Below are 25,262 nucleotides of genomic sequence, written 5' to 3' on the forward strand. Positions count from 1 at the left end.
ATGTATAATCTATTGATTAAAGATTATCTTCTTCAAAAGAAAGTTCCTATAATAACTATATCTTTGTCCATTTTCATGTGTATTATATATTTACTATCCGGAGGAAAAACCATTATTCTAACTTTAATGAGTATGTTTGGTATATTTTGTTGCACCTTCATTTCCGTATCCTACTCAAATGGTTATGAAGAAAAAAATAATTCTTTAATTATTTTAAATAGTCTCCCTCTTAAAAGAATAGTCATAGTGTTATCAAAATATATATCCTTAATAATGTTTTGTATTATTAATACCAGTGTATTTATATTTTTTTCTTGCCTAGCCTATTTTATAAAAAATAGTAACATTTATGTAATACCCTATGAACTAATTTTATTAACATTTATGATTTTAATAATTATGTTTTCTATATATTATCCCTTATACTTTAAATTTGGATACACTTATTCCAGAATATTTCTAGCACTCTTTTATGCTATTATACTTTCTTTACCAAAAATTTTAGAAAAACTAAATTTAATAAATAAAGATTCAATAAAAGCTTTTTTTCACTGTATTCCCATTAATCAAAATAGATGGATTACATTATCATTTTTTATTAGTATAATTGTATTATTAATTTCACTTTTTCTTTCCATATTATTTTATAAAAATAAAGACATGTAATAAATAATAAGTAATAGCTTATCAATTTTATGATAAGCTATTTACATTTTCTATATTCTCTTTTAATAATTTTTCTGCTTTTTTTATTAACTCCTCCGACTTCATTCCCTGATCTGGATAGACTACATAACTATATTTCAAACCATATTTTTTCAATTTAATATTATTTGATTTTAGTTTATTATAAAGCCTATCTAAATATTTTTCAGTCTTATTTATTTTTTCCCTGTTTGAACTAGGTAGCACTGCTGCAAATACACTAAATCCAATTCTAAATAATTTATTAGGCTTATAAAAGCTTGACTTTAGTTTTTCATATACTTGTTCATTTAAAAGAGAATATTCTTCTTTTACTTCTACTCTTTCTTTATAATCCTTCCATTTTATGAAGGCTATCAATAATATACTTATTTTTGTGTCCTTATCTTTTAGAGAAGAAATTTTTAAATAAAGATGTTTTCTAAAATCTTCATTCTCATATTCTTCCTTATCCTTACTTTTAAACTTTTTTAGCTCCTTTTTATCATGAAAATCTTTCTTAATTTTATCTAATTCGGACCTAGATATTTCTCCAGCCCATTTGCCACCATTTTCTATACATCCTATTACTCTGTTTACTAGCATATTATTTTCATATGGTTTTAATATATAATCCACAATACCACCTTGTACACATTTCACAAAACTTTTTCTCTTATTTTCTGAGGTAACAACAATAATAGGAATTAATATTTTTTTTTCTTTAATTTTATTTATAACTTCAAGCCCATCCTCACCATATAAATTTAAGTCTAAAATAATTAAATCTATTTCCTTTTGTTTTTCAAAAATTCTATTAAAAAAGTCCAAGGAACTGCTGGTTTCTATTACATTTAACCCATTATTCTCTAACAAATCTTTTAACCTATATCTCGAATATGGCATATTTTCTAATATTATTACCGTTTCCACTTTCATCCCTCTTATCACTCTCAAATCTTTTAATATTTATTTTAATTATACTATAATTATCATTAATTTGTAAATGTTGTTAATGTATTATTAGTTTATTTTATTCATAATCTTTTATATACTTATACTATTTCAAAACAAAACCTCCACATATCTTTGTGGAGGTTTTGTTTAAAGTTTAAACTCATTTATTTTATCGTTAATTTTATAAACCAATTCCTTTAAGTTTTCCGATTCCTTTTTAGCTTTATTCATATATTCTAACTGTTGCTCCGTAGAAGCAGCTACTTCTTGTGAAGCTGCCGTAGTTTCTTCCGAAACCGCTGATACATTACTTATGCTATTAACAATTTCTTTAGTATCTCTATTCATAATATTAATATGCTCATCAGATATTTCTATTTTATTAATAATATCATTTACCGAGTTATAAATAGTATTAAAAGAACTATTTACCTTATCCACAGACTGGGCTTGAATATTAGATATTTCTTTAACCTCTTTCATTACAGTAACAGAATTATCACTATCATTTTGTATTTGTGTTACTATTTTTTTTATTTCATCTGTTGCATTTTTAGAGTTTTCAGCTAATTTTCTTATTTCATCTGCTACTACTGAAAATCCTTTACCCGCCTCTCCTGCACGAGCGGCTTCAATAGACGCATTTAACGCTAATAAATTAGTTTGCTCAGAAATTTCCAAAATAGTTTCTAATATGTTGTTTATCTCTATAGAATTATTATTTAACCTTTCAACTGCCTCTTCAATACTTATAATAGATTCATTATTCAAATTATTATTTTCCTTTAACTCTTCTAAAACATTTATACCATTAACATTTTCTTTTACCACATTATTTGAAAAATTCAACATATCTTTAGAGCTAATTCTTAATTCATTTAATTTATTTGAAAGATTAGAAATTAAGTGAGAACCATTTTCTATATCCTTAGCTTGATCAACCATTCCTGTAGATATTTGCTCCATGGAGTTAGACACTTCTATAGACATAACATTTGTATCCTCAGCAGTACTAGATAATACTTCAGATGCTGTATTTATATTATCTCCTACCAATTTTATATCCCCCATCATCTTACTCAAATTGTCAACTGCCAAATTTAAATTCTTACTTAATCCTTGAAACTCATCTTTAGTTTTTATATTTAATCTATATGTAAAATTTCCATTTTTCAATTCTTCAATAGCTCTAATTATTTTATTTATTAATCCTGTAAAATAATTAGAAAATCTAACCGCTATAATTAAAGCTACTATTAAAGCTATTCCTCCTATAATAAATGTATTAATAAGCATAACCTTAGATCTTGATACTACTTCATGTATAGGTATAGTACCGAGGACTTTCCATTTAGTTTTATCTATACGTTTAAAGGCCGCAAATCTCTTTACTACTTTGTTATTTTCATTGCTATTATATTCTATAAAACCACTACTCTTTTTCCCTATCTCATTTTTTATACCTTTAATTTCCATAGGTTTAGATATTAATTTTCTATTTTTATGTGTCATATAATTTAACTTATCATCAAGTATAACCCCATATCCTTCTTTACCTATACTTATTTTATTTATCACATAAGAAAGTGTATCCAATGATATATCCACACTTAATACCGCTATTACATCTTCTCTATTATCATTATTGTAAACTGGAACAGATAAAGATACTACCATCTGCTTTGAATCCTCATCCATATAGGGTTGCGTCCAAATTTTACCTCTAGTAGCCATTGTTTCTTTATACCATGGTCTTTTAGTAAAATCAGAATTTTTATGCTCATATATAGGATGGCTTATAAATCTTTTTTCCTTACTAGCAACATATATTGATACAATATCTTTATGAGATTCACAATACTCTATAAAAACTTTTGAAATATCATCCTTATTTTTATCATCACTTATATTATTAATTTCTCTTATGCTTTTGCTTTTAGATAACATTATTAAATCATTTTCAAATTGTTCAAGATATACATCTACCATTCTTTCAATACCATCTACACTACTTTTAGAATACTCAGTTAAGTTATCCTTTATAATAGATTGGGTTTTTGTATATGTGCTAATACCTAAAATAATTAATGGTACAGCTATTAGTACAATAAATATAGAGATTAATTTTGTTCTTATACAAACCTTCATTTATCTACCTCTTTTTTCAATTTTATTCATATTATATTATTTTTAGTGCATATTTGTCATTCTAATACAAATTATAACATAAAAGGTTTATATATTCAATATTTAAAACAAAAAAATTTACTAATATTTCAAAATGAATGATTTACTATATTAAATCATTCCCCCATCTATAGTAATAATTTGCCCAGTTATATAATTTGAGTCATCACTAGCTAAAAACACTACTGCTTTACCAATATCTATGCATTGTCCAAATCTACATAATGGTATCTCCTCCATTAGTTCCTCTCTATCCTCTTTACACATCCAACTATTCATCTCTGTATCTATAACCCCAGGTGATACTGCATTAACTCTAATATTAGACGGTCCTAACTCCTTAGCTAAAGCCTTAGTAAATGAATTTATTCCTCCCTTTGAGGCAGAATATATTACTTCACAAGAAGCTCCAACATTCCCCCACATGGAAGAAATATTTATTATACTTCCTACTCCTTTATGTAACATATGAATCACCACATTATGACTACAGTTAAAAACACCCTTTAGATTTATATTTAATATATTATCCCAATCCTCTTGTTTAGCATCTATAAAAAGTCCTATCTTAGATATTCCAGCATTATTAACTAGAACATCTATTTTACCATATTTTTTTATTATATTACTAATCATTACCTTACATTCACTGTATGAACTTACATCTGCCTTATAGCATTCTCCATATCCTCCTAATTTTTTTACAAGTTCTAAAGTTTTTTGAGCAGAGTTACTATCCTGTTTATAATTTATAATCACAGTTGCACCTTCCCTAGCTAGTTCCAAAACAATTCCTTTTCCAATTCCTCTGGATCCACCTGTAACTAATGCAACTTTTCCAGTTAGTTTATTCCCCATATTTAAGCACTCCTTAAATCAAATTTATACAAGTTTTATTTTACTCACATATTTCCTATTAATCAATATAATATGTTTTTTAATTATATAAAAAAGTTCCACATAACTGTGGAACTTTTTACTCTATATTTTCGCTTTCTATTACAGGTAAGTTTTCTAAATTGTTATTTATATCTCCATCAGGTAAACTTTTTAAAAATTCCTCCCCAAGTTTTGATATCGCGACAGAAACTCCTTTTATAGAACTTTGTTTTGCCATTATTACAGCTTGCTCTTTTGATATAACCTCTCCATTTTCTAATTTATATGCTACAATCTCTCCATTTTTATCTTTAGAAACAGATACTATTGTATGGGCAAAAGTTTGATCTATACTCATAATTTTTCTCCTTTCTATCTAGTCTTTAATTATATTGTTCCCTTTTTGATTAAAAATACTAATTATTTAAAGTAATATATTATAACACCGATAATATAAAAAACCTTCATTTTAAATATAATGGTTTAATTAAATATTTTAAATTTATAAAATAACTCTAAATTTTAGGTGAAATTAATGTATATAGATTTTATTGAAAACTTAAAGTCAAAAAAAATCCTAGATGAAAATGACATAAAAAAGCTAAAAAACTATATTGATATTAAATTTAAAAATTCAACTTCTAAAGAACAAGCTACTATATTATCTAATACAATTAACAATATTATTGTTAATTCATTTAAAGGTATAAATAATAATGTAAAGAATAATCTAAGAAAATCTATAATAAAAAATACCTTATTGAAAAACAAAAATGCTATTTCCATGTACGATATCTTTTATGCTATTTCATCAGAAGAATTTCAAGATGAAATAGCTACAAATGAGATTATAAACTGGATAGTAAACTCAACAGATATAATTATTACTAAAAAAGATATAGAATTTTTTAATGATAAATCTATTATAAACTTTGAAGAAATAAAAGATAATATAAATTTAACTCCCTTTAAAACCTCTGTGAAAAATATAAATTCTAATATTAGTATAGAAAAAAAGATAAATATGAAAACCAAAATAAAAAGTAACTATATTAGTATTTTCTCAATAAAAAAAGCATTATTATACTTTTTAATAACTTTGTTAGCAAGCGGGTATAGCTATACAAAAATATACAGCTTAACCTCTTCTAAAAATAAGCGTATAGTAAATTTATCTCAAAAGTCTACTTATACTTCAGAGAAAATTAAAGAAGATAATAATCAAGCTGGAATACCAACTTATTTTTATTATAAAGATATAAACAAAACAAAATTAAAAATATTTTTAAAAGATAAAAATTCTATATTACAATATGAGCCATATTTTTCTGATATAATTTCATCAGCTAAAGAATTAAATTTAGATCCTTTAATTCTTTTTGCAATAACCGGTCAAGAACAATCCTTTGTACCTAAAAATCATAAACATGCTAAAAAAATAGCTAACAATCCTTTTAATGTATTTCATAGTTGGAACGAATACAATACAAATATAAAAGATAGTTCAAGAATTGCAGCTAGAACAGTCATAAATTTATGTGAAAATAAACCACAAAAAGAAAACCCATTTAAATGGATAAATAGAAGTTATGCAGAAGATAAAAATTGGTGGAAAGGTGTAAACTATTTTTATACTTCTTTATGTAAGTATATACACTAATACTTTCTAATAAAGAATAGGTATAACTATATTAATTATGCCTATTCCTTACTACTTTAAAAACTACTTCATCCTCTCAAATTCTGCTTTTGATACTCCACATAATGGACATACCCACTCATCTGGAATCTCTTCAAATTTAGTACCAGGTTCAATACCCGAATCTAAGTCACCAATCTGGGGATCATAAATATATCCACATACTGTACAAATATACTTATCCAATATACAATCCTCCTTTTATATAAGTTGTTAATACAAAGATTTAAAAAAACGTTAAATTTAAAGTCACTTAATAGTATATTTTATAAACTCTTTTTTATACAACAAAAAAGATCATATCAAAATATACATTAAATATTTTGGTACAATCTTTTTATAAACTTATATTAACCTACCTATTAAGAACTTTATTTTTGTTCCCATAGTTGAAAATTTTTCTTCGTATTCTGTTACTATGTTGTTCTTAAAATCTGAATTATGTAGATCATAGGTTAAGTATTCTATATTAAAACCACTTTCTTTAAAATATGTTATAGAATCCTCAAACAACTGGTCATCATCTGTTTTAAACCATATTTCACTACCAGATTTTAGGAATTTTTTATATTCTGTTAAAAACTTTGTATGTGTAAGTCTTCTTTTATTATGTCTTTCCTTTGGCCATGGATTACAAAAATTTATATATATCTTTTCAATCTCATCTTTATCAAAAATTTCACTAATAAAAGTAATATTTAATGGAACTATTCTTACATTTTTTAGTTCCAGTTCTTCTACTTTCCTTAAACCATATATTAAAACCTCATCTTTTAAATCCACAGCTAAATAATTTTTATCCAAATTTTTCTCCGCCTTTTGAGAAATAAAGCTACCTCTTCCACAACCTAATTCTAAGTGAATAGGTTTTTTATCTCCAAACTCATCCTTCCATTTTCCCTTGTATTCTCTTGGTTTTATAACACAAAATTCAGAAGCCTCCATTTCTGGTCTAGCCCACCATTTCTTCCTAAGTCTCATTAAACTCCTCCATTCTCTTATGTATTTATGCAAAAATAATCATAAATATTAATTATACTATTTTAATATATTTAAATAATACTAAACACGGACATAATAAAAGAATATAACCTATTAGCTGGAGTTCGTACTAATATACTAGCTATAGGAGTCATTATAAAAATCAAAAAAATCACCATCTGATATCTATAAGCTATATCTGAAAACTTATAAAACTTTCCTGGAAATAAATCTGTAAGTATATGAAATCCATCAAGTCCTGGCAACGGAATTAAATTAAAAAAAGCAAAAATACAATTAAGATATACTATAACATTTAATATTTTTATAATTATTCCAATTATATTAGTCATAAACATAGCTGGAGGTAAAAATTTAAACATAAGAGTCATAATACCTGCCCCGATAAATGCAACTAATATATTTGCCAAAGGACCTGCTAAAGATACTTTTAAATCATCTTTATAATAATTTTTAAAAGCTCTAGGATTTGTCTGTACTGGCTTTGCCCATCCAAAATTAAACAATACTATACATATAAATCCAATAGGATCTATATGTGCTATAGGATTAAATGTAAGTCTTCCTTGAAATTTAGGAGTTTTATCACCTAATCTATCCGCAACAAAAGCATGTGCATATTCATGAAAAGTAAAAGCTACTAGTATAGCTGGTATTTGAATTATTATATCCATCAAATTATTTCTCAAATTTTTCACCCTCTCCTTAATTAAATGTAGTTTCATTATATCAAAGCATATACGCTTTCACAATTAATAAAAAATCTACACGTAAAAACGCATAGATCTTTTATTAATTAAAGTTTGTTTTTACCAATTTTCCATCCAATATTGATGCAATTCCTGTACTAAATATTTGAAGAATTTTTCCTTTATATACAGTTTCTTTACCGGTGCCAATATCTTTTATAACCCCTTTTATACTATCATTTACAAGTATTTTACCTTCATTTAAAATAAAAATATCTTCCTTTGAAGCAGGCTCTTTTAGAGCCATCTGAGTCCATTGACTTGTTGCCTCTTCTAAGTTTCCATAATATATTTTTGTCATCTTATTGTTTTCCATAGCTCCTATATACACATTATCCTCTGTATCCACCCCAAGTAAACAAGGATTCTTGACACCAGTAATTTCTACTGATTCATCCATATTTGTTCCAAAAATTTTATTGCTATTTGCATCTTCATACAAGAGTTTATCCTCATGATTTAATATTGCAGTATGTCCAACCGAATATGCTTGAATAGGTACTTTCTTCATTTCTTTCATAATGTTTATCCAGTATAAATTATTTTTTTCTTCTCCTCTACTCACATTCACATATATTACATTTGTCAATGTAGAAGCCTGTATATCTTCTACCTCTGACACCTGATCTCCCCAAGTTAAATCTTTTATTTCTTCTTTACTATCCTTATCTACATCATAATAAGATAATTTAAAACCATATCCATCTTCTGTACTATGTTTTTCAGCTATAAGCATCCTATTTCTATCTGAAATCCATTTATAATAAGATACCTTAACACCATCATCAAAGGATATATCTTTTATTTTTCCAGTTTTAGTATTAACAACTTTTAATACATCCTCCTGATAATAAGCTGCATATTTTCCATCAAATGAAACTCCCGTATGAGTTGCGTTTGACGGTATTGCTACTTCTATATCTGGTTGTTTATTTTTATTTTCAATTTTTTTTACTTTTACTCCTGTATCCACAGCTAAATAATATTTATCAATATAAAACAAACCTGCAAACTGTATTACAAGTGATAAACATATCCAAGAAAATATTCTCTTAAAATTTTTCATTTTTCCCTCTCCTTCTAAGGTGTAACATATATAACAGATGGAACTGCTCTTTCTCCCAATGGATCACAAGGATTATTTATTACTTCATCTTCATAATACATTGTAGTAGATGAGCCACCATCTAAATTTGTGGCATTATAAGCCCCATATTCCAGCATAATATCTTGTACATCTCTTAGTGTAGCTCCTAAGCTTTTAACTTGCCTTCCATCTATTACCAATAACAATATAGCCCCATCTTTTCTCTGACCTATTGCTGTTCTAGGGGCTATTCCCCATCCACCATCACCAGATTTAATAGCAGACTCCCCATTTACTACAAGAGCAGGTCCAAAAGTTATAGCTTCCTTAACCGAAAGATTTTTCATTTCATTTAAACTATATCTACCTACTAATAAGACACCTTTAGAAGTTATTGCCACTACATCATCTTTTTTATCTGGATTACTTATATCATTATGAATTACTTTACCATTAGTCATAAGTATACCTACGGGTTGTCCACCTGTCCCCGTCCAATTTCCATCAGAATTTTTATCAGTAAACCCTCCCCCATTAATTGCTGCTACCGCATTATTATTTTTTGCTATTTGACTTGTAAGTTCCCCGGACTTTCCTAATTTACTACTATATCCAATTTTTACTCTACTAGGGTCATGTATAACTAACATATATCCTTTAAATTTGCTTCCTTCTATATCATATCTTTCAATATTTTCATCATGCTTATTGTCAAAATCCAACTGTTCTAATGTTTCCTTCTGATCTATTACTTCTACTGTGTCCTCATTTAAAATTTCTTTTATTTTTTTATCTGACAAAAAAGTTGTTGCTATATATTGATGACTTAAAGTACTCATAGCCGCACCAACAATGGTTTTTCTTACATTGTTAAATGGTCCATAAAAAACAATTAATGGTCCAGTTAATGCTGTAAAAATAAATTCAAATATAATAAAAGTAATAAATATCTTAACTGAAAATTTCTTTTTTTTCTTCTTTATTTTCTTTATTTTCTTATTTTTAGTCATGTTTCAACCTTTCCTTTCACAAATACATACATTTCTCATTTTACAACAAATCCTTATTTTTTTAAATAGTAATCAATATATTTATACTTTATTTATCTGTACTTGTATATAAATAAATAATGAATTTTTTATAAAATTTTTACTTTTAAACAATAAAAAGGGTATGTATAGTTAGTTTTCAATAACTCTAACTATATATACCCTTATTAATATTTAAGTTATTTAAAGCCTTTTTGATGCTTCATAAGCTAATGGTGATCTTTCACATTCATCATATTTTAAAGTAACTTGATAACAAAGTTCACTACCTTTCATTTTTTCAGAAGCATAACATAATCCATTAGAACGGGAGTCTAAAAATGGTTGATCTATTTGATCCGGGTCCCCTATCAACATAAGTTTTGTTCCTTCCCCAACTCTTGTAACAATAGCTTTTACTTGTTTTGGGGTTAAATTTTGAGCTTCATCTATTATTACCCAATTTTTAACTATAGACCTTCCTCGTAAATATGCTACTGCCTCTGTAGTAATAATCCTTCTATCAAACAATTCTTTAATTTTATCCGCTAATTCCTTTTCGTTTTTATACCTTTCCTTTTCATCTGAGTCTACCAATATCTCTAAATTATCTAATATAGGTCTCATAAATGGAGATATCTTTTCTTCCTCTGTTCCAGGTAAAAATCCTATATCCTCATCCATAGTAACATTAGGTCTACATATTAATATCCTTCTATATTGATTATTTCCCTCTTCTAATATTTTATTTAACCCAACCGCCAAAGAAAACAATGTTTTAGCCGTACCTGCAGGTCCTTTTACTATAACTAGAGGCGCTTTAATAGCATCTGTATATAGAGATTCTAACATAAATTTTTGCCCAACATTTCTAGGACAAATATTAAGTGGATTCATATCTTTGTAATACAAAGGCACTATTTTTTTTCCATCAAATCTTCCCAGGGCAGTTTTTCTTATATTTTCTAAAGAATGAACTATAACAAACTGATTATTATATAAAATAGGTTTTGTATATTTATCATTATCACTAGAATAGTACAATAAATCTTCACTCTCTATAAATTTATTATGATAAAACTCATCTATCTTTTTAGAGGAGGCATATAATTCTACTCTACCTGTATATTGACTGTCATTTTCTGGTACTACTTTTTCATAAAAATCCTCTACATCTATATCAACTATATCTGCCTTTATTCTTTCAAAAATATCTTTAGTAATAAGGCATACATCTTGCCCTTGTTCTTTTAGACCTTTGCATACCTGTATTATTCTGTTATCCGGTTTTGTTTTATCCCAAGCTATAGGTATTTTAGTATCCTGATGATTCATTTCAACTCTAAGTTTTCCACCACCTGGAAGGATCACTCCATCATTTAACTTTCCTTGTTTCCTTAATTTATCTATCAATCTAGAAGCATGCCTTGCATTTGCCCCTAGGTCATTTTTATCCTTTTTAAAAGCATCTAGCTCTTCTAATACAACTTCTGGTATAACCACATCATTTTCACCAAAAGAAAGAAGGGCTCCAGGAGAATACAGAATAACATTTGTATCCAGCACATAGGTCTTTTTCAAGAAGCATTCCTCCTATCATTAATTAATATCATAATATGCCAATATAAAATAATTGATAATTTAATAAAACCACATTAATTAATATTATGATTTAAATAAAAAAAATAGACTTAGATATAATCTAAGTCTATTTTACGCTTTGGTAGCCCCTAGGGGAATTGAACCCCTGATTCCACACCAAAGTAGGTTATTAATTCTATTTTATACTGTAACAGTTGGAATATAAGTATTTATTAACTATCCCCTACTACCTTTATTTATACCCTTCTAAAACTAATGTGGGAAAAGTGTGGGAAAATAAGAGTGCTCATTTTTGCTTAGCACTCTTATTTTTTATCATTTCTTTTAAAGTTTCATTTAATATTCTTTTCAATTCACCTCTTGTACATTTTGAAGTTATACTACCCATTTTTTCTTTTGTCTCCATCAATATAACCCTCCTGTCTTATTATATAATTTCATATTAACACTTTTTTCTATAATTGTAAAGAACACATGTTCCCGTTATTTTTTATTGTAATTAGATATCTAATTCTTGTTTGCAGTTCTATTATAACCCGAACGATATTCATGGTATGAATATCGTTCGCCTTTTTGCCACACTATTCTTATTTTACACAAGTAAAATCTGTCGTAAAATTAAAACAAATGTGATATTTTGGCGAGGTGGTGCATATGATAAAGATTTTTCGAGAACATAAAGGAATTAGACAAGAAGATTTAGCAAACAGATTGGGTATAACACAACCTTATTTAAGTAAATTAGAAAACAACTCTATATATAAGATTAATGTAAATGTAGATCTTATAGAGAACTTAGCAATAGAACTTAATATTTGCTGTCCTTTTGAAGTTTATAAGAAAGAATAACCGTCATTTGGCTTTATAAATATTTAACTGCTATAGACTTAAAGAGTACAAATGACAAGGATTTAATAATAGATATTATAAAAGTAATAGATAAGCATAAAAAATAAGGCAGCCAATCTGACTGCCTAAATAAAATTATTCATTTTCTAAAATTTCCTCTCTTTCTTTTATAAGTTGTTTTAGTTCTTCTAAATCTTCTTTAGTAGCAAATTTTTTTATAAAGCTTCTTGAGTGTGATCGCTTATTTAAATATTTAGCATGTTCCTTATTTTTTTCATACCATTTTTTATTTGCTTGTGTTTGATTACTTTTTACCATCATAATCATCCTTTTCATTTTCAATCTGATGTTTTTTTATTTCTAATTTAGCTTTTTTCCTTTTATTGTACGTTAATTTAACTAAAAGTAATGCTATTATTATAATTGATATTGTTAATAAATAATTTAGTATTTTATTCATATGATTGTGATATAATATAGGAAAGGTGGAGGGGCTTAATCCCCCTCTTTTAACCTTTTGATTTCTAGCCTTAGTTTTTTAATTTCTAACTCCGTCTTTCTGTTCTGCAAACTCAGTTGACGTATTGTTAGTATTGAAATTACTAAGGCTATTAACTTTCCTATAGTTTCTATCACTTGCTCACCTCCTTATCAATTACTATACTTATATTATACTATGCATAGTATAATAAGTCAATACCTTTTTAGTCATTTATTTTATTTTTTAAATATTTTTTCCATTTTAAAAAGAGGTGGCTCCGAAGAACTACCTCTAAAAAACTATAACTTTTTACAGAACTTAAGTACTCCTTTAATAACTCCCCACCTATCTGTATTTGCACCTATTACTTTAGCATAACAACTAAACTTTCCTCCGCCTACGCCATATACATTCTTAATTCTGCTATAATCAAACGGAACTGCCTTATTATCTATGGTTGGACATTTTAAGTAATCTGCAAGATACTCTGCTGCTCTCTTGTCAACCTGGTTATTATAGCAAACTATATTCTCCATTTCATTCTTCTCTCCTTCTTGCTCCTTTATTTCAGAACCTACTAAACCTTTTACTATAGCATCAGCCATCTTATCTGCATTATATCTATCCATATCCGAGGAATTATCACAGAAACAACATTCTATAAGCATAGATTTCATTTTAGTATTTCTAATTACATATAAATTACTACCATTCTTTATACCTCTATTTGCATAACCTAAAGAAACTATATTATTTAATACTCTTGATGCTTCTTTAAAAGATTTACCGCCATGTGTCCATATTTCACTTCCGTAAGCACTACCATTATAGCAATTAAAATGAATAGATACATATAAATCTACATTGTTGTTATTAGCTGTATTAGTTCTATAACTTAAACTATCGTTTAAACTACTGCAACTATCCTTATAACACTTAATAACCGTATGTCCTAAAGCTTGTAATTTACTTATTACTTTTGTTCCTACCTCTCTAGTTAAATTTGACTCTGCTTTTATTCCTACTGCTCCATAATCAGCACCAGACATTGTATGTCCACAATCTATTCCGTATATAGCCATTTATACATTCCTCCTATAAAATTTAATATAAAAAAGAACAGGTTTATTCCTGCTCTTTACTTTCTTTTACTGCTTGTCTAGCGCTAGATTGACCAAAATAAAATGCTATAACCATACTAAATATAGTTAAAAATTCTGTGCTGCTTATATTTCCTCTACAAGCTAAGATACAAAATACTATAGTAGTTAATAATGCTATTATCTTTTTTATCTGTAAGAACTGCTTTAAAAATTCCATTTAATCACCTCTCTATTTAAAAGTTATAATTGCACCTATTGTGCCCAAAATAATAGCTCCAGCAATTGTACGCCAGAGCCATTTTTGGTTATCTTTTATTTCAGATATATCTTTTTCATTTTGACAAGCCCTTGTATAAGCCATATCTGCTTTTTCTCTTGTACTGTTGTATCCATCTATCTTAGTTTCAATTCTTACTATCCTCTCTAAAATTTCCTGTTGTATGTTTTGTTCCATGTGAAGCCCCCTTTCTATAAAATAGACAAAATAAAAACACCTACAGGGTGTCTACTTTGCCTTTATAAATTATTTAATTTTGTCGTATTTTATTTCTATTGCGTAACAAAATCTTCTCCTGTAGCATCTGCTGTATTGGTTATTATATAATCCTCTACTGCTTTCCTATAATCTACGTTTGTTACATCATCAAGTTCAAAAAGTCTTTTCCTTAAAGGATTTAAGCCTTTATTCATTATTCTTTCTGCTATTATTCTTACTACTATTTCATTAACCATATTATAATATACCTCCTGTTTCTTTATTTTCTTTTAATAATAATTGATTTTCTAGTTCTTCTTTCTCTCTTTTTAATTTTTCTTCTTGTGTTTCTATGTGTTCTCTATATTTATCTATAATTATTTCTTTAGTTTCGACATTAACATGATAAATGATTGCATTTTTTAAAATTTCATTGCCATATTCCATATCAATATAATCTATTTCCTTCGGTCGTAAGTTATCCACCATTTCATCAGTTAAACCAGAATCAAAACGCTCCTCTAAACAATCATTTAAAACTGTACCTGTAGATTTATTAAAAATAATTCTTTTTCCTATCTCCATTAACAACACTCCTTTATTCAAAAGCCCAATATCTCAATTCTCCGCCATATCTAGCATCGCAAAAAAGATGCTGCATATCAACATCAAAACCTTTGTCTACAATATAGTTCGTAGTATAGTGTGCTGCACCTGTTCTTGTACCTGTTGTACATGAAACTGTGCACACCTCATAAATACTTGAATTATAGTCATTGGAAAGTATCAAAGTCTCTAATAACTTCCCCCAAGAACTGTTAATATCGGCAAAAACTATAACTTTTGATGGTGTAAAGGATAGCCCTCTTATTTCTATTAATGTTTGACTCTCTGTGGGTTCTATCGTCCTTGTGGCAGTTGCAAATTTTTTACCAATACTAATATTTGCTACTTTATTTATTAAATTATTCAAAGATTCATTACTATTTGATGGTTGTTGTTTTGATGTTAAATTACTAGCAAAAGTATTTTTAAGAGTTTGTGTTTTACTTTTTAGGGTAGAAAAACTATCCCCTGTACTTAGAGGACTGCCGACAACGTCTACCCAGTTTTTCTTTCCATTATCGGCAAATGTAAAAAGTTCCTCCATACCTTCTTTTACAGTTTTGCTTTTTAAATTTGTGCTATTTAAATTTACCTTTTCTGCACTTAAGTCAATGTTTTCTATATCAGACTTAATATGTTCTAATGCTTTATCCAAAGTACTATCATTATTTACATACACTGCCTTTGCATGTGTTACAGGGAGTATATCAGTTTTATCAACATCTTTCAGTTTTTTTATTCTAGCTTTCATTTTATCACCTCTTATTTTTAAAAAACAAAATAAAAAGACCTGATATGGTCCTTACTTTGCTTTTAAATTATTTAATTTTGTCGTATTGTATTGCTATTTCGTAACAAAATCTTCTCCTGTAATAGTTTTAAACTGTTCTTCTGTTATACATCCCCATCTAGTCGCTTCTCTTAGCGTTTTTAAATCCAAATACCCTACTTTATAAAATGTATTATAAAAATTAAACATACTAATTCCCTCCCTTTAATTTATTTAACTCTACGTTTAAATCTGCTGTACTTTGCGCCAATTGATTTATTAATAAATTTTTCTTTCTGTTTTCCATAGTTAAGTCTGCTACTGTTTTTGCTAATATTTCGTTATTTTTTTTAATTTGTTCAAACTCGCTTAATTGAGCTGAACTTTCCGGCTCAAATTTTTCTTCACTCCATGTATGTGTCTCAAAATCATATTTATGCCATAACATAGTTTCATCCTCAACTTTTATATAATTTAAAGGTACATTTATTAACTGCTGACAGTACGTAACCATACTTTCTGCTATGTTTTTTTGGTTTAAAATCATGTATTTTTCCACGTTAAATTCCTCCTTAATTAAATTCTACTATTTGCCAATAAAACTTTATACTATCATGGTAAACCCCTCCTATATCTGTTACTTCTAATCTAATAGTATTATTATCTTCAATAACTCCTGAATAAGTATAATAGCATGAATAATTGTAATTCCCGCAACGTATATATTGCAATGATAATAAGCTTTTATTAATATCTATAGTTTTAGGCAATGTAATGTGTCTTACTTTTAATGATGTATCACCATCCACCTCTCCTCTCAATATTTGTTTAACATTATTAAACTCTACAACAACACAGTCGATTTTTCCATAATCTTCATCAATGTAATATGGATTTTTAATTTTCACATTAATATTATTCACTAATTTTGCAAATGCAAAAGCATTTATAGCTTTGATACTATCACTGCGTAGCCATGAACAATGAGAGAACGTAATTGTTTTATCTATATTGACTGGATTTATTGTAAAAACTTGATCTTCAAATGTATAAGTAGAGATTCTTTGCACGCTTTTAATGCCACCAATGTTAATATCATTTACTTTACCTATCAATCCTCCCAGTCTTTCTGTTCCATTAGCACTTACTTGTTTACTACTTAAATTACTAGCAAAAGTATTTTTAAGTCCCTGTATTTTAGATTTAACTTGCTTTGCTGTATCTGTAGCTAAAACAGGACTGCCGACAACATTAGCTACAGATTTCTTGTAGTTATCGGCAAATGTAAAAAGTTCCTCCATACCTTCTTTTACAGTTTTGCTTTTTAATTTAGTGCTATCTAAATTTACCTTTTCTGCACTTAAATCAATGTTTTCTATATCCTTCTCCATATCAGCCATTTTTGATTCAACTTTTTCAAACTCTTCTTTGAGGAGAGGATGCATTTCTCCTTCGATTGTAACAGATTCATCTAAGAAGTCTTCGGCTGAGATTACTTTTAGATTTTCAATCTTATTTTCTAATAGCTCTAAATCTGACTTTTTAGCAAAAATTATTGTTGGGTCTATTTTAAGGGTTACATTTTGTGTATTAGAAACTTCTAAATTCATTCTCATTAGTAGTTCTTTTGTACTACCATCTGCGGCAACTGGCTTGTATGTTTCTGGACACTTAGCTACACCTAACATGTTATTTTCTTCATCAAAAATTCCATATTCTCGTATCATAAATCCACCAACATTTGCAGGAATCATCATTTCTACTTTTATCCAATTAGGATTTTCTTCATCTATAGTAATATGATTTATATTTCCTTCATATACTGCATTAACTAAATCTTCCTGATTTTCTGTTGGATTGTAATAACTTCCCCCACCATCTCCAACTTTCATTTTTACAAAGTTAACCTTACTTCCAAATCCAGCGCTATTAGCTATTTTCGCTTTACCTATTTTAGTTAGTATTGTATAAAATTGTTCTGCCATTGATTAACCCTCCTTTCTAGGGTATACTGTTATATTTTCTACTCCTGTATTGCTACCCATAGCTATATTAACTTTACCTTTAGATGTTATATCTTTAGGCATCCATGGATAAACAGTTATTTCCTCGCCACTTGTTATAGCACTAGCAAAATAAATATTAGTATTTATTTTTTGTACCAAAGTAGAACTTAGCATCATATTACATGGAATTATATATCTAAAGTTATCTATTATTTCATTAAACATACTCCAATCAAAAGTATTTATTTCTACTTTTAATACATATTCATCATTAAGTACTTCAACTTTATAGTTACCCTTGCCAAATAAGGCATTTAGTTTATATTCAAGTGCCCTATGAGTTATAGGCATCTTATCCATCTTTCTATTTTTAATTCTTAACTTTCTAAACTCTAATGTATCATTTACTAAGTCAGCTTTAATTTTAAATAACTTTTCTTGATGTTCTATTCCATAATCTGTTGCAGTGTCTATAAAATTCTCTTTTAAGATTCTTTGCTGTCCCTTTTCTAATAATTTAAGTTCTTTATCTTCTGTAGAAGTAATTTGTTTAAAATCTTCTATATTAGCTATTTGTGGCGGTAAAAAATCAATTAACTTCTTTTTCATTTATAACCACCTCTTTTAATATTGGAACTTCTTTAACTCCTAATATTAAATTTTCTTCTTTACCATTTATCTTAGTATTAAATAAATCAGCCACACCTTCTACGTTCAGAATTCTAGCTTCAATCTGACTTATTCTAACTATTGTATTATCATCTTCATGCCATTGTTTTCTAAGTTGTTTCAGATATTCATTTATAATTTTTTTAATATCTTCTTGAACTTGGCCAATAGTAAGTCCTCTCTTTAAAAGTATGTTTGTTTCTATAGTTATCTCTATATCTTTAGCACCTAATACAGTAACAACATGACCTACTGGAGCAACACCAAAACCTTTGCCTTTATTTTGTACTGGATCTAAAATAGTTTGTACCTTATCTATTAATTCTGTTGTAGGAACACTATAATCACTATCCAAAAATACTATTTTTACAGTTCCACCACCATTCCATATAGGAAATACCTTTACGGTTCCAACACCTTCAATAGCCCTAGTATTAATTTTATAATCTGCTATATTACCTCCATAAGGTTTCTCATTTAAATGCTCTATATATCTATCATATAGACTCTCGTTACTTTCAACATCTTCTCCTGGCATAATAAGTTCTCCTAATGTAGCAATAGATAAACCTTCTATATATTCTATTGGTATTAATGGTCCTGTTATAGAATTTCCTTCTATGCCGGTTGCTTCACATTGCATTTTATAAATACCAGTAGAAATTTTCTCTAAGGCTATAAAATTAAAATCTTCTATAGAAAATCTACTATTCAAAGGAATATCTATTAATTGATTTTCTTCATTGTAAAAATAACCTTTCTTTATAGAAGATGTAGCCATTTCTCTTTTAAGCCCTTCTTCTGCAACTCTTAGATCCAAATATTCGTCTGGCATATCAGGGCTTACAAAAGTACATTTTAAAAAGTAATCCATATCTGAATACATCTTTGCGACTTCTTGTGCTGCAGGTGCTAAGGCATTATAAATAATAGAACCTTCTCTTTTGTCTAAATCGTTAGATATTCTATTCATCATTCTTGTCAATATAGCTTCTTCTGTTTGTTCTTCAAACACTACAGCACCTCCTTATCTATAGAAAATTCTCCATAAATAGAAAAGACGGTAAAACTTACTTCTACACCGTCCTTATCATATCTAAATATAAAGTTATCAACATTGTTAATTCTATCATCTTGTATAAGAGCTTCCTTAATTCTCCTCTTATATTCAGATTCTGCTATAGCTCTATCCTGTGTTTTTAACTCTTTTAATTCACTTCCATAGTTGTCTGAATATATAAGATACTCATATCTTTCAGTGCCTAATATCAATTGTATTGCTTGTTTTAAAGCTTCTTTACCATCTGTAAATCCTACTATTCTATTATCTTTAATTTTATAAGTCTTTGTTGGCTCAATTATTTCTTCCACTTCTAGGTCATCAGATATAACTGCTCCTTGTGGTAATATACTAACCTCACTCACACTCACACCACCTTATCTAAGATTACATACTGTTGTCCACCTTGAACTCTAAGCAATAGAACCTTATCACCTTGTTTTAAACCTTCTCTAATTAATAACTTATCTAAAGATGTTTTTATGTTACTATTGATAGAACTATCTATATAATTGTGTGTATGTTTTAAATCAACCTCATACCTAGTTAAGCTTTCAGGAATAATAAAAAAATCCTTATCCAACACTAATTTCTGGTCCACCTTTATTTTTAATTTATCTACATTTATAACTTCCCCAAATGAAATATTAACTGGATTACTAGCTCCAACTGCTCCCATACTTGCTTTTTTAATTGTATCTATCATTCCCATATCTACTATCTACACCACCTTTAAATCAAAATCCATTACTAAATTACCTTTTTGAAACTTATGTGTAGCTTCTTCTATAAGATAATACTGTTTTATTCCCTTTTCTTTTATATCTACATACACACCACTGCCAGCTCTTAATTTTAAATCTGCTTTAATATCTGTGCTAATAACATCTTTTAATTTTAAAGTCTTAGTTTCTCTATTCTTAAGTTTTAAAGACGAATTAACCATCTGTTGAATTTGTGCCTTATTCATTTTTTCATCTACTTTATGATAGTATTGGAGCCTTCCCCATTTAGCAATGTTCTTACTATCCTGTGCTATATATACATCTCTGCCTTTAGTTTCTTTATTATCTCTTACTATTTTAACTCTATTATAAGTATCACTATCTATGCTATTTTTCCAATCATAATCTCCTAAATTATTATCATCAGAAATTACTACAAGCTGTTTCATGTTATTTATATTTCTTAAGTTTAAATATCCAAAATCATCATATAATGTATAAGTTCTTTTATTGTTCATTAATGTTTTTTCTAAAGAACTATATATTATATCTAATAATTTCTTATCATCTTCAAGAAGTTGTGGTATAACATATCCTGTATCTTCTATAGTTCCTATTCTTAGCTTAATATCTTTTGCAATTTGCATTAAAATTTGACTTGCTTTTTTATTTTTAAATACATAAGTATCATTAAACAGCAAATATCGTAATTGATCATAAGCAGTTATTTTTGTAATTGGATTTTTATTTCCGCCATTTTCAAATGTATATCCATAAAACACTGGATTATTACCTACTTTAAAACTGACTACATCACCATTATTTATAGTAATTTGCTTATCTTTTAATATTTCAAAATTCAAACTAGAGGGCTTATCTTTTCTTTTAGTTTTCCAAGTAACTTCACTTACTAATTCAGATATGTCAAATATATTTCCATTCTTATTATCTAGTAATAATTGTATATTCAAACTATCACCACCTTACGGAAGCCTTAAAACTTGTCCTGTATATATTAAGTTAGGATTCTTAATCTTGTCTTTATTTAGGTTGTAAATTTCTTTCCATCTAGCTCCATTCCCTAAATACCGTTTAGCTATATGCCAAAGCGTATCATTTCCTGTGACAGTATGTGTTTTAGGCTTAATTTTATTATTTTGTCTAGGAGGCGGACTATTTGTTTTAACTATTGATTTAACATTTTTTTTAGTTATTATAGAAACTTTTTTAGCAGTATATTTTTTATATCTTTTAAGTTCTACAGAATAATAAATGTCTCCAACTTCTCCTCCATGCTCTTCACACTTAAAATTTTCTATCGAAAATAAATCATTTATTTCTACTTGTCCTCCAACAAAAATAAATCTTATCTTTTGTTTTTTATTTCTCCATTCTCTAATCTTTGCAATATAAAAGCTCGGTTCAAATAATTGCTCCGAGCTTACATAAGGACCTTTATGCCTTGGAAAGAAACTTTCAAAACTTATTTCAGTTAACTTGGGTAAATTTATTGTATTAATTTCACCTAAATTAATTATGTCATAGGTTTTATTATCTCCATCCTCATTAAATTCAATTTTTTCTGGTAGTACAGGAAGGGTAAATCCCTCTTCACCATCGTTAATTCCTAAATACATTTTATACATTAAACATATACCCCCTCTGCACTGTTAACTAATTGATTTTCCATATAAGTTTCTATCTTAGATATTATTTTATTTATGTCTGCTTCTTCTTTTACTTGTACATCTCCAAAATTTACATTAGGCTGTAATGTTACGAAGTTTTGTATGCTTTCCATTTCTGCTAAATCTCTCATCATTTCAAGATGCTCATTAGAAACGTCTATTTTATCATCTATATTTTTTAAGTGTTTATTAGCATCTTTTAATCCTTTATTTTTACCGTTATCGCTGCCCATTGCTAATTTCCCTGGACCCAATTTTTTATTCCACGCCCCTAAATCACCTTTAGGTAAATTCTTCTGTATTTCTGGTATCTTAAACATATCCTTGACCCCATTAGAGAATGCAGCTCCTTTTCCATATCCGTAATCAAATTCATTCCCATAATTGAATCTTTCCATATGAAAATCTCTAGAATCAAGTCTGTCAACCTTTATTTTAGCTTCTCCAACTAAATCATCTACTGCGCCCTGAAGCCCCTCTCTCCATCCACTTACGGCATCAGCTAAATTAGATCCAAAAATTGTGTCTATAGCGGATGCTATTCCTTGTAAAATTTCTAAAACTGCATCCCCCATTCCTGCAAATAGCCTAACTATTGCCCCTACAGGATCTACAAAAACATTAGCTATAAATTCTGCGAATGTAGCAAACATATTATATAGCAAAATTATAATATCCGCTACTGCATTATAAAATGTTACAAATAAATTTCCTACAAATCCAACAGTAGTCATAAATGCTCCACAAATTAAACCTGTTGCCGATACACTTGTCCCCGCGAAATGATTCACTGCTGCAGTAGCAGCATAAAATAAAGCTATTAATATAATTATTGCAATAATAATCCATGTTAAAGGGCAAGCATATAATGCCGCATTAAGACCATGTTGTGCTACTGTCTCCGCAAATGTTGCCCCCGTAGCAATACTTGAAGCGGCCGCTCGTGTAGATTCTAAAAATGTTTGTTTTGCTATAATTCCATTTGTTATTAATGATACTGTATTATAAGCTATCATAGCTGCTACAATACCCCAGACTATAGGACTAATTATACTCCAGTTATTGCCCACAATATTTCCTATTTTACTAAAAACATCAATCAATTTCATGGTTATATTAACTACAGTAACTATTCCCTTAGATAGCCCATCGAAAAAGGGTTGAAACCGCCCTTCCCTAAAACCTTCATTTAATGTTCTTAATAACGGCTTTAACGCTTCCAATGCATTATTACCAGCCTTTGAGAAAGACGTTGAGATGTTGGCTATTAGGTTATCCCATAAAGATAACGCGGCACCTGCCGCTTCTTCTACAGCCAGTTGAGTACCACCTTTCCTATTTAGCATTTTATCAAACTTATTCATAAAATCATCCATGTCTTTTGAGGCTTTGAGGTTCTTTATCTCTTCAGGACCAAAACCAAATCTGCCTTTTAAGGACATCCCATCCCCTCCTAAAATCTCTTTAAGTGCAAACCCCGCACCCTCTAAACCCTGAGTAGGGTCTAAAAAGGCAAGTCTTTCAGCTAATTTATTTAAATCCATTAACTTATCTGTATTTTTTGTGAACTGGATAAACTGACGAGATATAGCGGCAAAATCTTTAAGTCCGTATTGACTTATTAATGCATAATCGTTTATTCCATTAAAAAATGCTTTACCTACATCCTTATTCCCTAACATACCACTTATAGTTATTAGTTGTCTTTCCAAATTAGCAGCTCCGCCTATGGTTGAATCTATTCCCTTCTTAACAGCTTGGAATCCTAAATAAGCACCTACCAACCCTTTAATCTTACTTGCCAATCCATCAGAAGAGTTAATTCCTCTGTTAAAAGAATTATTCAAGTTCTCTTGATTATATTTAGCCTTATCTTGTGAATCGGCTAGTTCCTGTAATCCTGATGAAGCCCTTTTGATGCTATCCCTAGCTGTATTAAGTGTATTAGTAATTTTTATATCCCTATTTGCCTTATTGTTCATATCATCCATAGCACTTATAGTTAAATTTAATGCATTTGTTATTTGTTGAAGAGGTCTTGTCATTTGGTCAAACATTCTTAAACTAGTTGATACCGTAGCCATGTATTACCTCCTTTCGTTCATAATAAAAACACCTACCTTTAAGGTAAGTGTTCTATATATCTCACTATGAAATTAATATCACCTAACAACATATTTAAACTCTCTATTATTTACACTTATAATAACTGCCAATGGTTTTTTATCACTTTCAACTTCATTTGGAACTTCAGCAATAAAATGAATTACACCATTTTTTAACGGTTCTATTGATGTTATATTTGTATAATTAAAATTTGTGCCCCCATCCTTCTCTATTGCAGAAAAAGTTCTATATTCATATTTCTCATTATAAATAACTTTAACCGACAAAAACTCATTTGCCCGTCGTCCTTCTGTCAAAAGACTCTTTACATCTATTGTAGTATCAAAATAAATTGTACCTGGTTCTTTTGCTTCATAATAAGTATAAATATTTTTTGGCTTTGGTGGGTTGATTTTTTTACCAAATTTAGTATCTATAATAGTAAATTCACAATAATTTTTTATTATGTTTACCCTCCCTTTGTTACTATCTTCAAACTTTGACTTTACTTTTTTAGATTTATTTTCATCCTGCTGAATCTTTTCATTTATATCGTTTTTTGAAGATGTTTCTTTAGAACTATTACTTCCACATCCAAGCATAGTAATTAAATACATTGCAATGAAAATAGTACTGAATATCTTTTTCATTTATTAGACCCCCTTTTTTCTAATGAAACCATTTTAATGATAACAAATAATGGAGTTTGTTTCAATATTATCTTTTTCTTTTAGCTTTATCCATTTGTTTCTTTTCATTCTCTATATGCAAATCTATACTAGCATATATAAACGCCTTCTCTTGTCTATTCATATTTATTAATACGCTTGGGAGTATTTTTAATTTATGGA

At 28.3% G+C, this 25,262-nt stretch carries 33 protein-coding genes; 3 read left to right on the plus strand and 30 right to left on the minus strand.

The genetic code is table 11. The annotated features are described in order from the left end of the window. The gene (locus EJL03_RS16800; protein ID WP_125153065.1) at positions 1 to 666 is read left to right on the plus strand and encodes an ABC-2 transporter permease; all 666 of its coding nucleotides are present in this window, start codon (positions 1 to 3) and stop codon (positions 664 to 666) included. Between the two features lie 27 nt (positions 667 to 693). On the opposite strand, the gene EJL03_RS06030 is transcribed toward EJL03_RS16800, so the two are convergent. From EJL03_RS06030 to EJL03_RS06045, 4 genes are all read right to left on the minus strand, one after another. Continuing rightward, positions 694 to 1,617 (minus strand): response regulator, encoded by a 924-nt coding sequence (locus tag EJL03_RS06030; protein ID WP_164509012.1) that lies wholly within the window; start codon positions 1,615 to 1,617, stop codon positions 694 to 696. Positions 1,618 to 1,788: 171 nt separating this feature from the next. Further along, complete coding sequence (locus EJL03_RS06035) at positions 1,789 to 3,789, minus strand: methyl-accepting chemotaxis protein (protein ID WP_125153067.1); 2,001 nt, start codon at positions 3,787 to 3,789, stop codon at positions 1,789 to 1,791. Positions 3,790 to 3,939: 150 nt separating this feature from the next. Continuing rightward, positions 3,940 to 4,686: an elongation factor P 5-aminopentanone reductase gene (gene ymfI, locus EJL03_RS06040; RefSeq protein WP_125153068.1), complete on the minus strand. Its 747-nt coding sequence runs from the start codon at positions 4,684 to 4,686 to the stop codon at positions 3,940 to 3,942. A gap of 118 nt (positions 4,687 to 4,804) precedes the next feature. Beyond that, entirely contained in the window at positions 4,805 to 5,065 is a 261-nt protein-coding gene (locus EJL03_RS06045; RefSeq protein WP_125153069.1) for a DUF3892 domain-containing protein, read from the minus strand. 177 nt (positions 5,066 to 5,242) lie between these two features. Between EJL03_RS06045 and EJL03_RS06050 the strand changes: the two genes are divergently transcribed. After that, a complete protein-coding gene (locus tag EJL03_RS06050; RefSeq protein ID WP_125153070.1) occupies positions 5,243 to 6,367 on the plus strand; it encodes a hypothetical protein in 1,125 nt (374 codons plus the stop codon). 63 nt (positions 6,368 to 6,430) lie between these two features. Here EJL03_RS06050 and rd read toward each other — a convergent pair whose 3' ends face one another. The 6 genes from rd to EJL03_RS06080 form a co-directional block, all read right to left on the minus strand. After that, positions 6,431 to 6,592: a rubredoxin gene (rd, locus tag EJL03_RS06055; protein WP_125153071.1), complete on the minus strand. Its 162-nt coding sequence runs from the start codon at positions 6,590 to 6,592 to the stop codon at positions 6,431 to 6,433. A gap of 159 nt (positions 6,593 to 6,751) precedes the next feature. Beyond that, positions 6,752 to 7,387: a tRNA (guanosine(46)-N7)-methyltransferase TrmB gene (gene trmB, locus EJL03_RS06060; protein ID WP_125153072.1), complete on the minus strand. Its 636-nt coding sequence runs from the start codon at positions 7,385 to 7,387 to the stop codon at positions 6,752 to 6,754. A gap of 71 nt (positions 7,388 to 7,458) precedes the next feature. After that, positions 7,459 to 8,097 carry a site-2 protease family protein gene (locus tag EJL03_RS06065; protein ID WP_164509013.1) on the minus strand — a complete coding sequence of 213 codons (639 nt, stop codon included), beginning with the start codon at positions 8,095 to 8,097 and terminating at the stop codon, positions 7,459 to 7,461. 103 nt (positions 8,098 to 8,200) lie between these two features. Then, positions 8,201 to 9,223, minus strand: coding sequence for a hypothetical protein (locus EJL03_RS06070; protein WP_125153074.1), 1,023 nt, complete (start codon positions 9,221 to 9,223; stop codon positions 8,201 to 8,203). A gap of 14 nt (positions 9,224 to 9,237) precedes the next feature. Further along, positions 9,238 to 10,254, minus strand: coding sequence for a phosphodiester glycosidase family protein (locus tag EJL03_RS06075; protein WP_125153075.1), 1,017 nt, complete (start codon positions 10,252 to 10,254; stop codon positions 9,238 to 9,240). A gap of 222 nt (positions 10,255 to 10,476) precedes the next feature. Beyond that, positions 10,477 to 11,853: a PhoH family protein gene (locus EJL03_RS06080; protein ID WP_125153076.1), complete on the minus strand. Its 1,377-nt coding sequence runs from the start codon at positions 11,851 to 11,853 to the stop codon at positions 10,477 to 10,479. Between the two features lie 675 nt (positions 11,854 to 12,528). Here EJL03_RS06080 and EJL03_RS06085 point away from each other — a divergent pair. Beyond that, on the plus strand, positions 12,529 to 12,723 hold the full coding sequence (locus EJL03_RS06085; RefSeq protein WP_125153077.1) for a helix-turn-helix domain-containing protein: 195 nt from the start codon (positions 12,529 to 12,531) through the stop codon (positions 12,721 to 12,723). 135 nt (positions 12,724 to 12,858) lie between these two features. Here EJL03_RS06085 and EJL03_RS06090 read toward each other — a convergent pair whose 3' ends face one another. From EJL03_RS06090 to EJL03_RS06185, 20 genes are all read right to left on the minus strand, one after another. Next, the gene (locus EJL03_RS06090) at positions 12,859 to 13,041 is read right to left on the minus strand and encodes a hypothetical protein (protein WP_125153078.1); all 183 of its coding nucleotides are present in this window, start codon (positions 13,039 to 13,041) and stop codon (positions 12,859 to 12,861) included. Next, positions 13,028 to 13,183, minus strand: a complete 156-nt coding sequence (locus EJL03_RS06095; protein ID WP_125153079.1) for a hypothetical protein — start codon at positions 13,181 to 13,183, stop codon at positions 13,028 to 13,030. Before EJL03_RS06095 ends, EJL03_RS06090 begins: the two co-directional genes overlap by 14 nt. Before the next feature lie 35 nt (positions 13,184 to 13,218). Then, positions 13,219 to 13,359 carry a hypothetical protein gene (locus tag EJL03_RS06100; RefSeq protein WP_125153080.1) on the minus strand — a complete coding sequence of 47 codons (141 nt, stop codon included), beginning with the start codon at positions 13,357 to 13,359 and terminating at the stop codon, positions 13,219 to 13,221. A 144-nt stretch (positions 13,360 to 13,503) separates the two neighbouring features. After that, on the minus strand, positions 13,504 to 14,286 hold the full coding sequence (locus tag EJL03_RS06105) for an N-acetylmuramoyl-L-alanine amidase (RefSeq protein ID WP_125153081.1): 783 nt from the start codon (positions 14,284 to 14,286) through the stop codon (positions 13,504 to 13,506). A 43-nt stretch (positions 14,287 to 14,329) separates the two neighbouring features. Next, positions 14,330 to 14,524 carry a hypothetical protein gene (locus EJL03_RS06110; RefSeq protein ID WP_125153082.1) on the minus strand — a complete coding sequence of 65 codons (195 nt, stop codon included), beginning with the start codon at positions 14,522 to 14,524 and terminating at the stop codon, positions 14,330 to 14,332. A 12-nt stretch (positions 14,525 to 14,536) separates the two neighbouring features. Beyond that, positions 14,537 to 14,761 carry a hemolysin XhlA family protein gene (locus EJL03_RS06115; RefSeq protein WP_125153083.1) on the minus strand — a complete coding sequence of 75 codons (225 nt, stop codon included), beginning with the start codon at positions 14,759 to 14,761 and terminating at the stop codon, positions 14,537 to 14,539. A gap of 95 nt (positions 14,762 to 14,856) precedes the next feature. Next, on the minus strand, positions 14,857 to 15,039 hold the full coding sequence (locus EJL03_RS06120; protein WP_125153084.1) for a hypothetical protein: 183 nt from the start codon (positions 15,037 to 15,039) through the stop codon (positions 14,857 to 14,859). A gap of 1 nt (position 15,040) precedes the next feature. Next, complete coding sequence (locus tag EJL03_RS06125) at positions 15,041 to 15,367, minus strand: hypothetical protein (protein WP_125153085.1); 327 nt, start codon at positions 15,365 to 15,367, stop codon at positions 15,041 to 15,043. 13 nt (positions 15,368 to 15,380) lie between these two features. Then, the gene (locus EJL03_RS06130) at positions 15,381 to 16,139 is read right to left on the minus strand and encodes a hypothetical protein (RefSeq protein WP_125153086.1); all 759 of its coding nucleotides are present in this window, start codon (positions 16,137 to 16,139) and stop codon (positions 15,381 to 15,383) included. A 93-nt stretch (positions 16,140 to 16,232) separates the two neighbouring features. Continuing rightward, entirely contained in the window at positions 16,233 to 16,367 is a 135-nt protein-coding gene (locus EJL03_RS06135) for an XkdX family protein (protein WP_125153087.1), read from the minus strand. Position 16,368: 1 nt separating this feature from the next. Then, positions 16,369 to 16,716 (minus strand): hypothetical protein, encoded by a 348-nt coding sequence (locus EJL03_RS06140; protein WP_125153088.1) that lies wholly within the window; start codon positions 16,714 to 16,716, stop codon positions 16,369 to 16,371. Positions 16,717 to 16,729: 13 nt separating this feature from the next. After that, complete coding sequence (locus EJL03_RS06145) at positions 16,730 to 18,142, minus strand: phage tail protein (RefSeq protein WP_125153089.1); 1,413 nt, start codon at positions 18,140 to 18,142, stop codon at positions 16,730 to 16,732. Between the two features lie 3 nt (positions 18,143 to 18,145). Next, the gene (locus EJL03_RS06150; protein WP_125153090.1) at positions 18,146 to 18,772 is read right to left on the minus strand and encodes a putative phage tail protein; all 627 of its coding nucleotides are present in this window, start codon (positions 18,770 to 18,772) and stop codon (positions 18,146 to 18,148) included. Beyond that, positions 18,753 to 19,847 carry a baseplate J/gp47 family protein gene (locus EJL03_RS06155; RefSeq protein WP_125153091.1) on the minus strand — a complete coding sequence of 365 codons (1,095 nt, stop codon included), beginning with the start codon at positions 19,845 to 19,847 and terminating at the stop codon, positions 18,753 to 18,755. The genes EJL03_RS06150 and EJL03_RS06155 overlap by 20 nt, the downstream gene beginning before the upstream one ends. Next, the gene (locus tag EJL03_RS06160; RefSeq protein WP_125153092.1) at positions 19,847 to 20,257 is read right to left on the minus strand and encodes a DUF2634 domain-containing protein; all 411 of its coding nucleotides are present in this window, start codon (positions 20,255 to 20,257) and stop codon (positions 19,847 to 19,849) included. Before EJL03_RS06160 ends, EJL03_RS06155 begins: the two co-directional genes overlap by 1 nt. 2 nt (positions 20,258 to 20,259) lie before the next feature. Next, positions 20,260 to 20,604: a DUF2577 domain-containing protein gene (locus tag EJL03_RS06165; RefSeq protein ID WP_125153093.1), complete on the minus strand. Its 345-nt coding sequence runs from the start codon at positions 20,602 to 20,604 to the stop codon at positions 20,260 to 20,262. A gap of 9 nt (positions 20,605 to 20,613) precedes the next feature. Beyond that, the gene (locus EJL03_RS06170; RefSeq protein WP_125153094.1) at positions 20,614 to 21,588 is read right to left on the minus strand and encodes an XkdQ/YqbQ family protein; all 975 of its coding nucleotides are present in this window, start codon (positions 21,586 to 21,588) and stop codon (positions 20,614 to 20,616) included. Between the two features lie 12 nt (positions 21,589 to 21,600). After that, positions 21,601 to 22,263, minus strand: a complete 663-nt coding sequence (locus EJL03_RS06175; RefSeq protein WP_125153095.1) for a LysM peptidoglycan-binding domain-containing protein — start codon at positions 22,261 to 22,263, stop codon at positions 21,601 to 21,603. Beyond that, a complete protein-coding gene (locus EJL03_RS06180) occupies positions 22,263 to 24,389 on the minus strand; it encodes a hypothetical protein (RefSeq protein WP_125153096.1) in 2,127 nt (708 codons plus the stop codon). Before EJL03_RS06180 ends, EJL03_RS06175 begins: the two co-directional genes overlap by 1 nt. 78 nt (positions 24,390 to 24,467) lie before the next feature. Continuing rightward, complete coding sequence (locus EJL03_RS06185; protein ID WP_125153097.1) at positions 24,468 to 25,061, minus strand: hypothetical protein; 594 nt, start codon at positions 25,059 to 25,061, stop codon at positions 24,468 to 24,470. Positions 25,062 to 25,262: the final 201 nt, after the last annotated feature.

Origin of the sequence: Clostridium rectalis, assembly GCF_900626095.1 — a bacterium.
GTDB classification, from domain to species: Bacteria; Bacillota; Clostridia; order Clostridiales; family Clostridiaceae; genus Clostridium_AS; species Clostridium_AS rectalis.

Excerpts from the sequence above, each read along its gene's own strand:
- EJL03_RS16800 (WP_125153065.1), top strand. The coding sequence starts at position 1 with ATGTATAATCTATTGATTAAAGATTATCTTCTTCAAAAGAAAGTTCCT.
- EJL03_RS06035 (WP_125153067.1), bottom strand. The coding sequence starts at position 3,789 with ATGAAGGTTTGTATAAGAACAAAATTAATCTCTATATTTATTGTACTA.
- ymfI (WP_125153068.1), bottom strand. The coding sequence starts at position 4,686 with ATGGGGAATAAACTAACTGGAAAAGTTGCATTAGTTACAGGTGGATCC.
- EJL03_RS06045 (WP_125153069.1), bottom strand. The coding sequence starts at position 5,065 with ATGAGTATAGATCAAACTTTTGCCCATACAATAGTATCTGTTTCTAAA.
- EJL03_RS06050 (WP_125153070.1), top strand. The coding sequence starts at position 5,243 with ATGTATATAGATTTTATTGAAAACTTAAAGTCAAAAAAAATCCTAGAT.
- trmB (WP_125153072.1), bottom strand. The coding sequence starts at position 7,387 with ATGAGACTTAGGAAGAAATGGTGGGCTAGACCAGAAATGGAGGCTTCT.
- EJL03_RS06070 (WP_125153074.1), bottom strand. The coding sequence starts at position 9,223 with ATGAAAAATTTTAAGAGAATATTTTCTTGGATATGTTTATCACTTGTA.
- EJL03_RS06075 (WP_125153075.1), bottom strand. The coding sequence starts at position 10,254 with ATGACTAAAAATAAGAAAATAAAGAAAATAAAGAAGAAAAAAAAGAAA.
- EJL03_RS06085 (WP_125153077.1), top strand. The coding sequence starts at position 12,529 with ATGATAAAGATTTTTCGAGAACATAAAGGAATTAGACAAGAAGATTTA.
- EJL03_RS06090 (WP_125153078.1), bottom strand. The coding sequence starts at position 13,041 with ATGGTAAAAAGTAATCAAACACAAGCAAATAAAAAATGGTATGAAAAA.
- EJL03_RS06095 (WP_125153079.1), bottom strand. The coding sequence starts at position 13,183 with ATGAATAAAATACTAAATTATTTATTAACAATATCAATTATAATAATA.
- EJL03_RS06105 (WP_125153081.1), bottom strand. The coding sequence starts at position 14,286 with ATGGCTATATACGGAATAGATTGTGGACATACAATGTCTGGTGCTGAT.
- EJL03_RS06110 (WP_125153082.1), bottom strand. The coding sequence starts at position 14,524 with ATGGAATTTTTAAAGCAGTTCTTACAGATAAAAAAGATAATAGCATTA.
- EJL03_RS06115 (WP_125153083.1), bottom strand. The coding sequence starts at position 14,761 with ATGGAACAAAACATACAACAGGAAATTTTAGAGAGGATAGTAAGAATT.
- EJL03_RS06120 (WP_125153084.1), bottom strand. The coding sequence starts at position 15,039 with ATGGTTAATGAAATAGTAGTAAGAATAATAGCAGAAAGAATAATGAAT.
- EJL03_RS06125 (WP_125153085.1), bottom strand. The coding sequence starts at position 15,367 with ATGGAGATAGGAAAAAGAATTATTTTTAATAAATCTACAGGTACAGTT.
- EJL03_RS06130 (WP_125153086.1), bottom strand. The coding sequence starts at position 16,139 with ATGAAAGCTAGAATAAAAAAACTGAAAGATGTTGATAAAACTGATATA.
- EJL03_RS06135 (WP_125153087.1), bottom strand. The coding sequence starts at position 16,367 with ATGTTTAATTTTTATAATACATTTTATAAAGTAGGGTATTTGGATTTA.
- EJL03_RS06145 (WP_125153089.1), bottom strand. The coding sequence starts at position 18,142 with ATGGCAGAACAATTTTATACAATACTAACTAAAATAGGTAAAGCGAAA.
- EJL03_RS06150 (WP_125153090.1), bottom strand. The coding sequence starts at position 18,772 with ATGAAAAAGAAGTTAATTGATTTTTTACCGCCACAAATAGCTAATATA.
- EJL03_RS06165 (WP_125153093.1), bottom strand. The coding sequence starts at position 20,604 with ATGGGAATGATAGATACAATTAAAAAAGCAAGTATGGGAGCAGTTGGA.
- EJL03_RS06175 (WP_125153095.1), bottom strand. The coding sequence starts at position 22,263 with ATGTATAAAATGTATTTAGGAATTAACGATGGTGAAGAGGGATTTACC.
- EJL03_RS06180 (WP_125153096.1), bottom strand. The coding sequence starts at position 24,389 with ATGGCTACGGTATCAACTAGTTTAAGAATGTTTGACCAAATGACAAGA.
- EJL03_RS06185 (WP_125153097.1), bottom strand. The coding sequence starts at position 25,061 with ATGAAAAAGATATTCAGTACTATTTTCATTGCAATGTATTTAATTACT.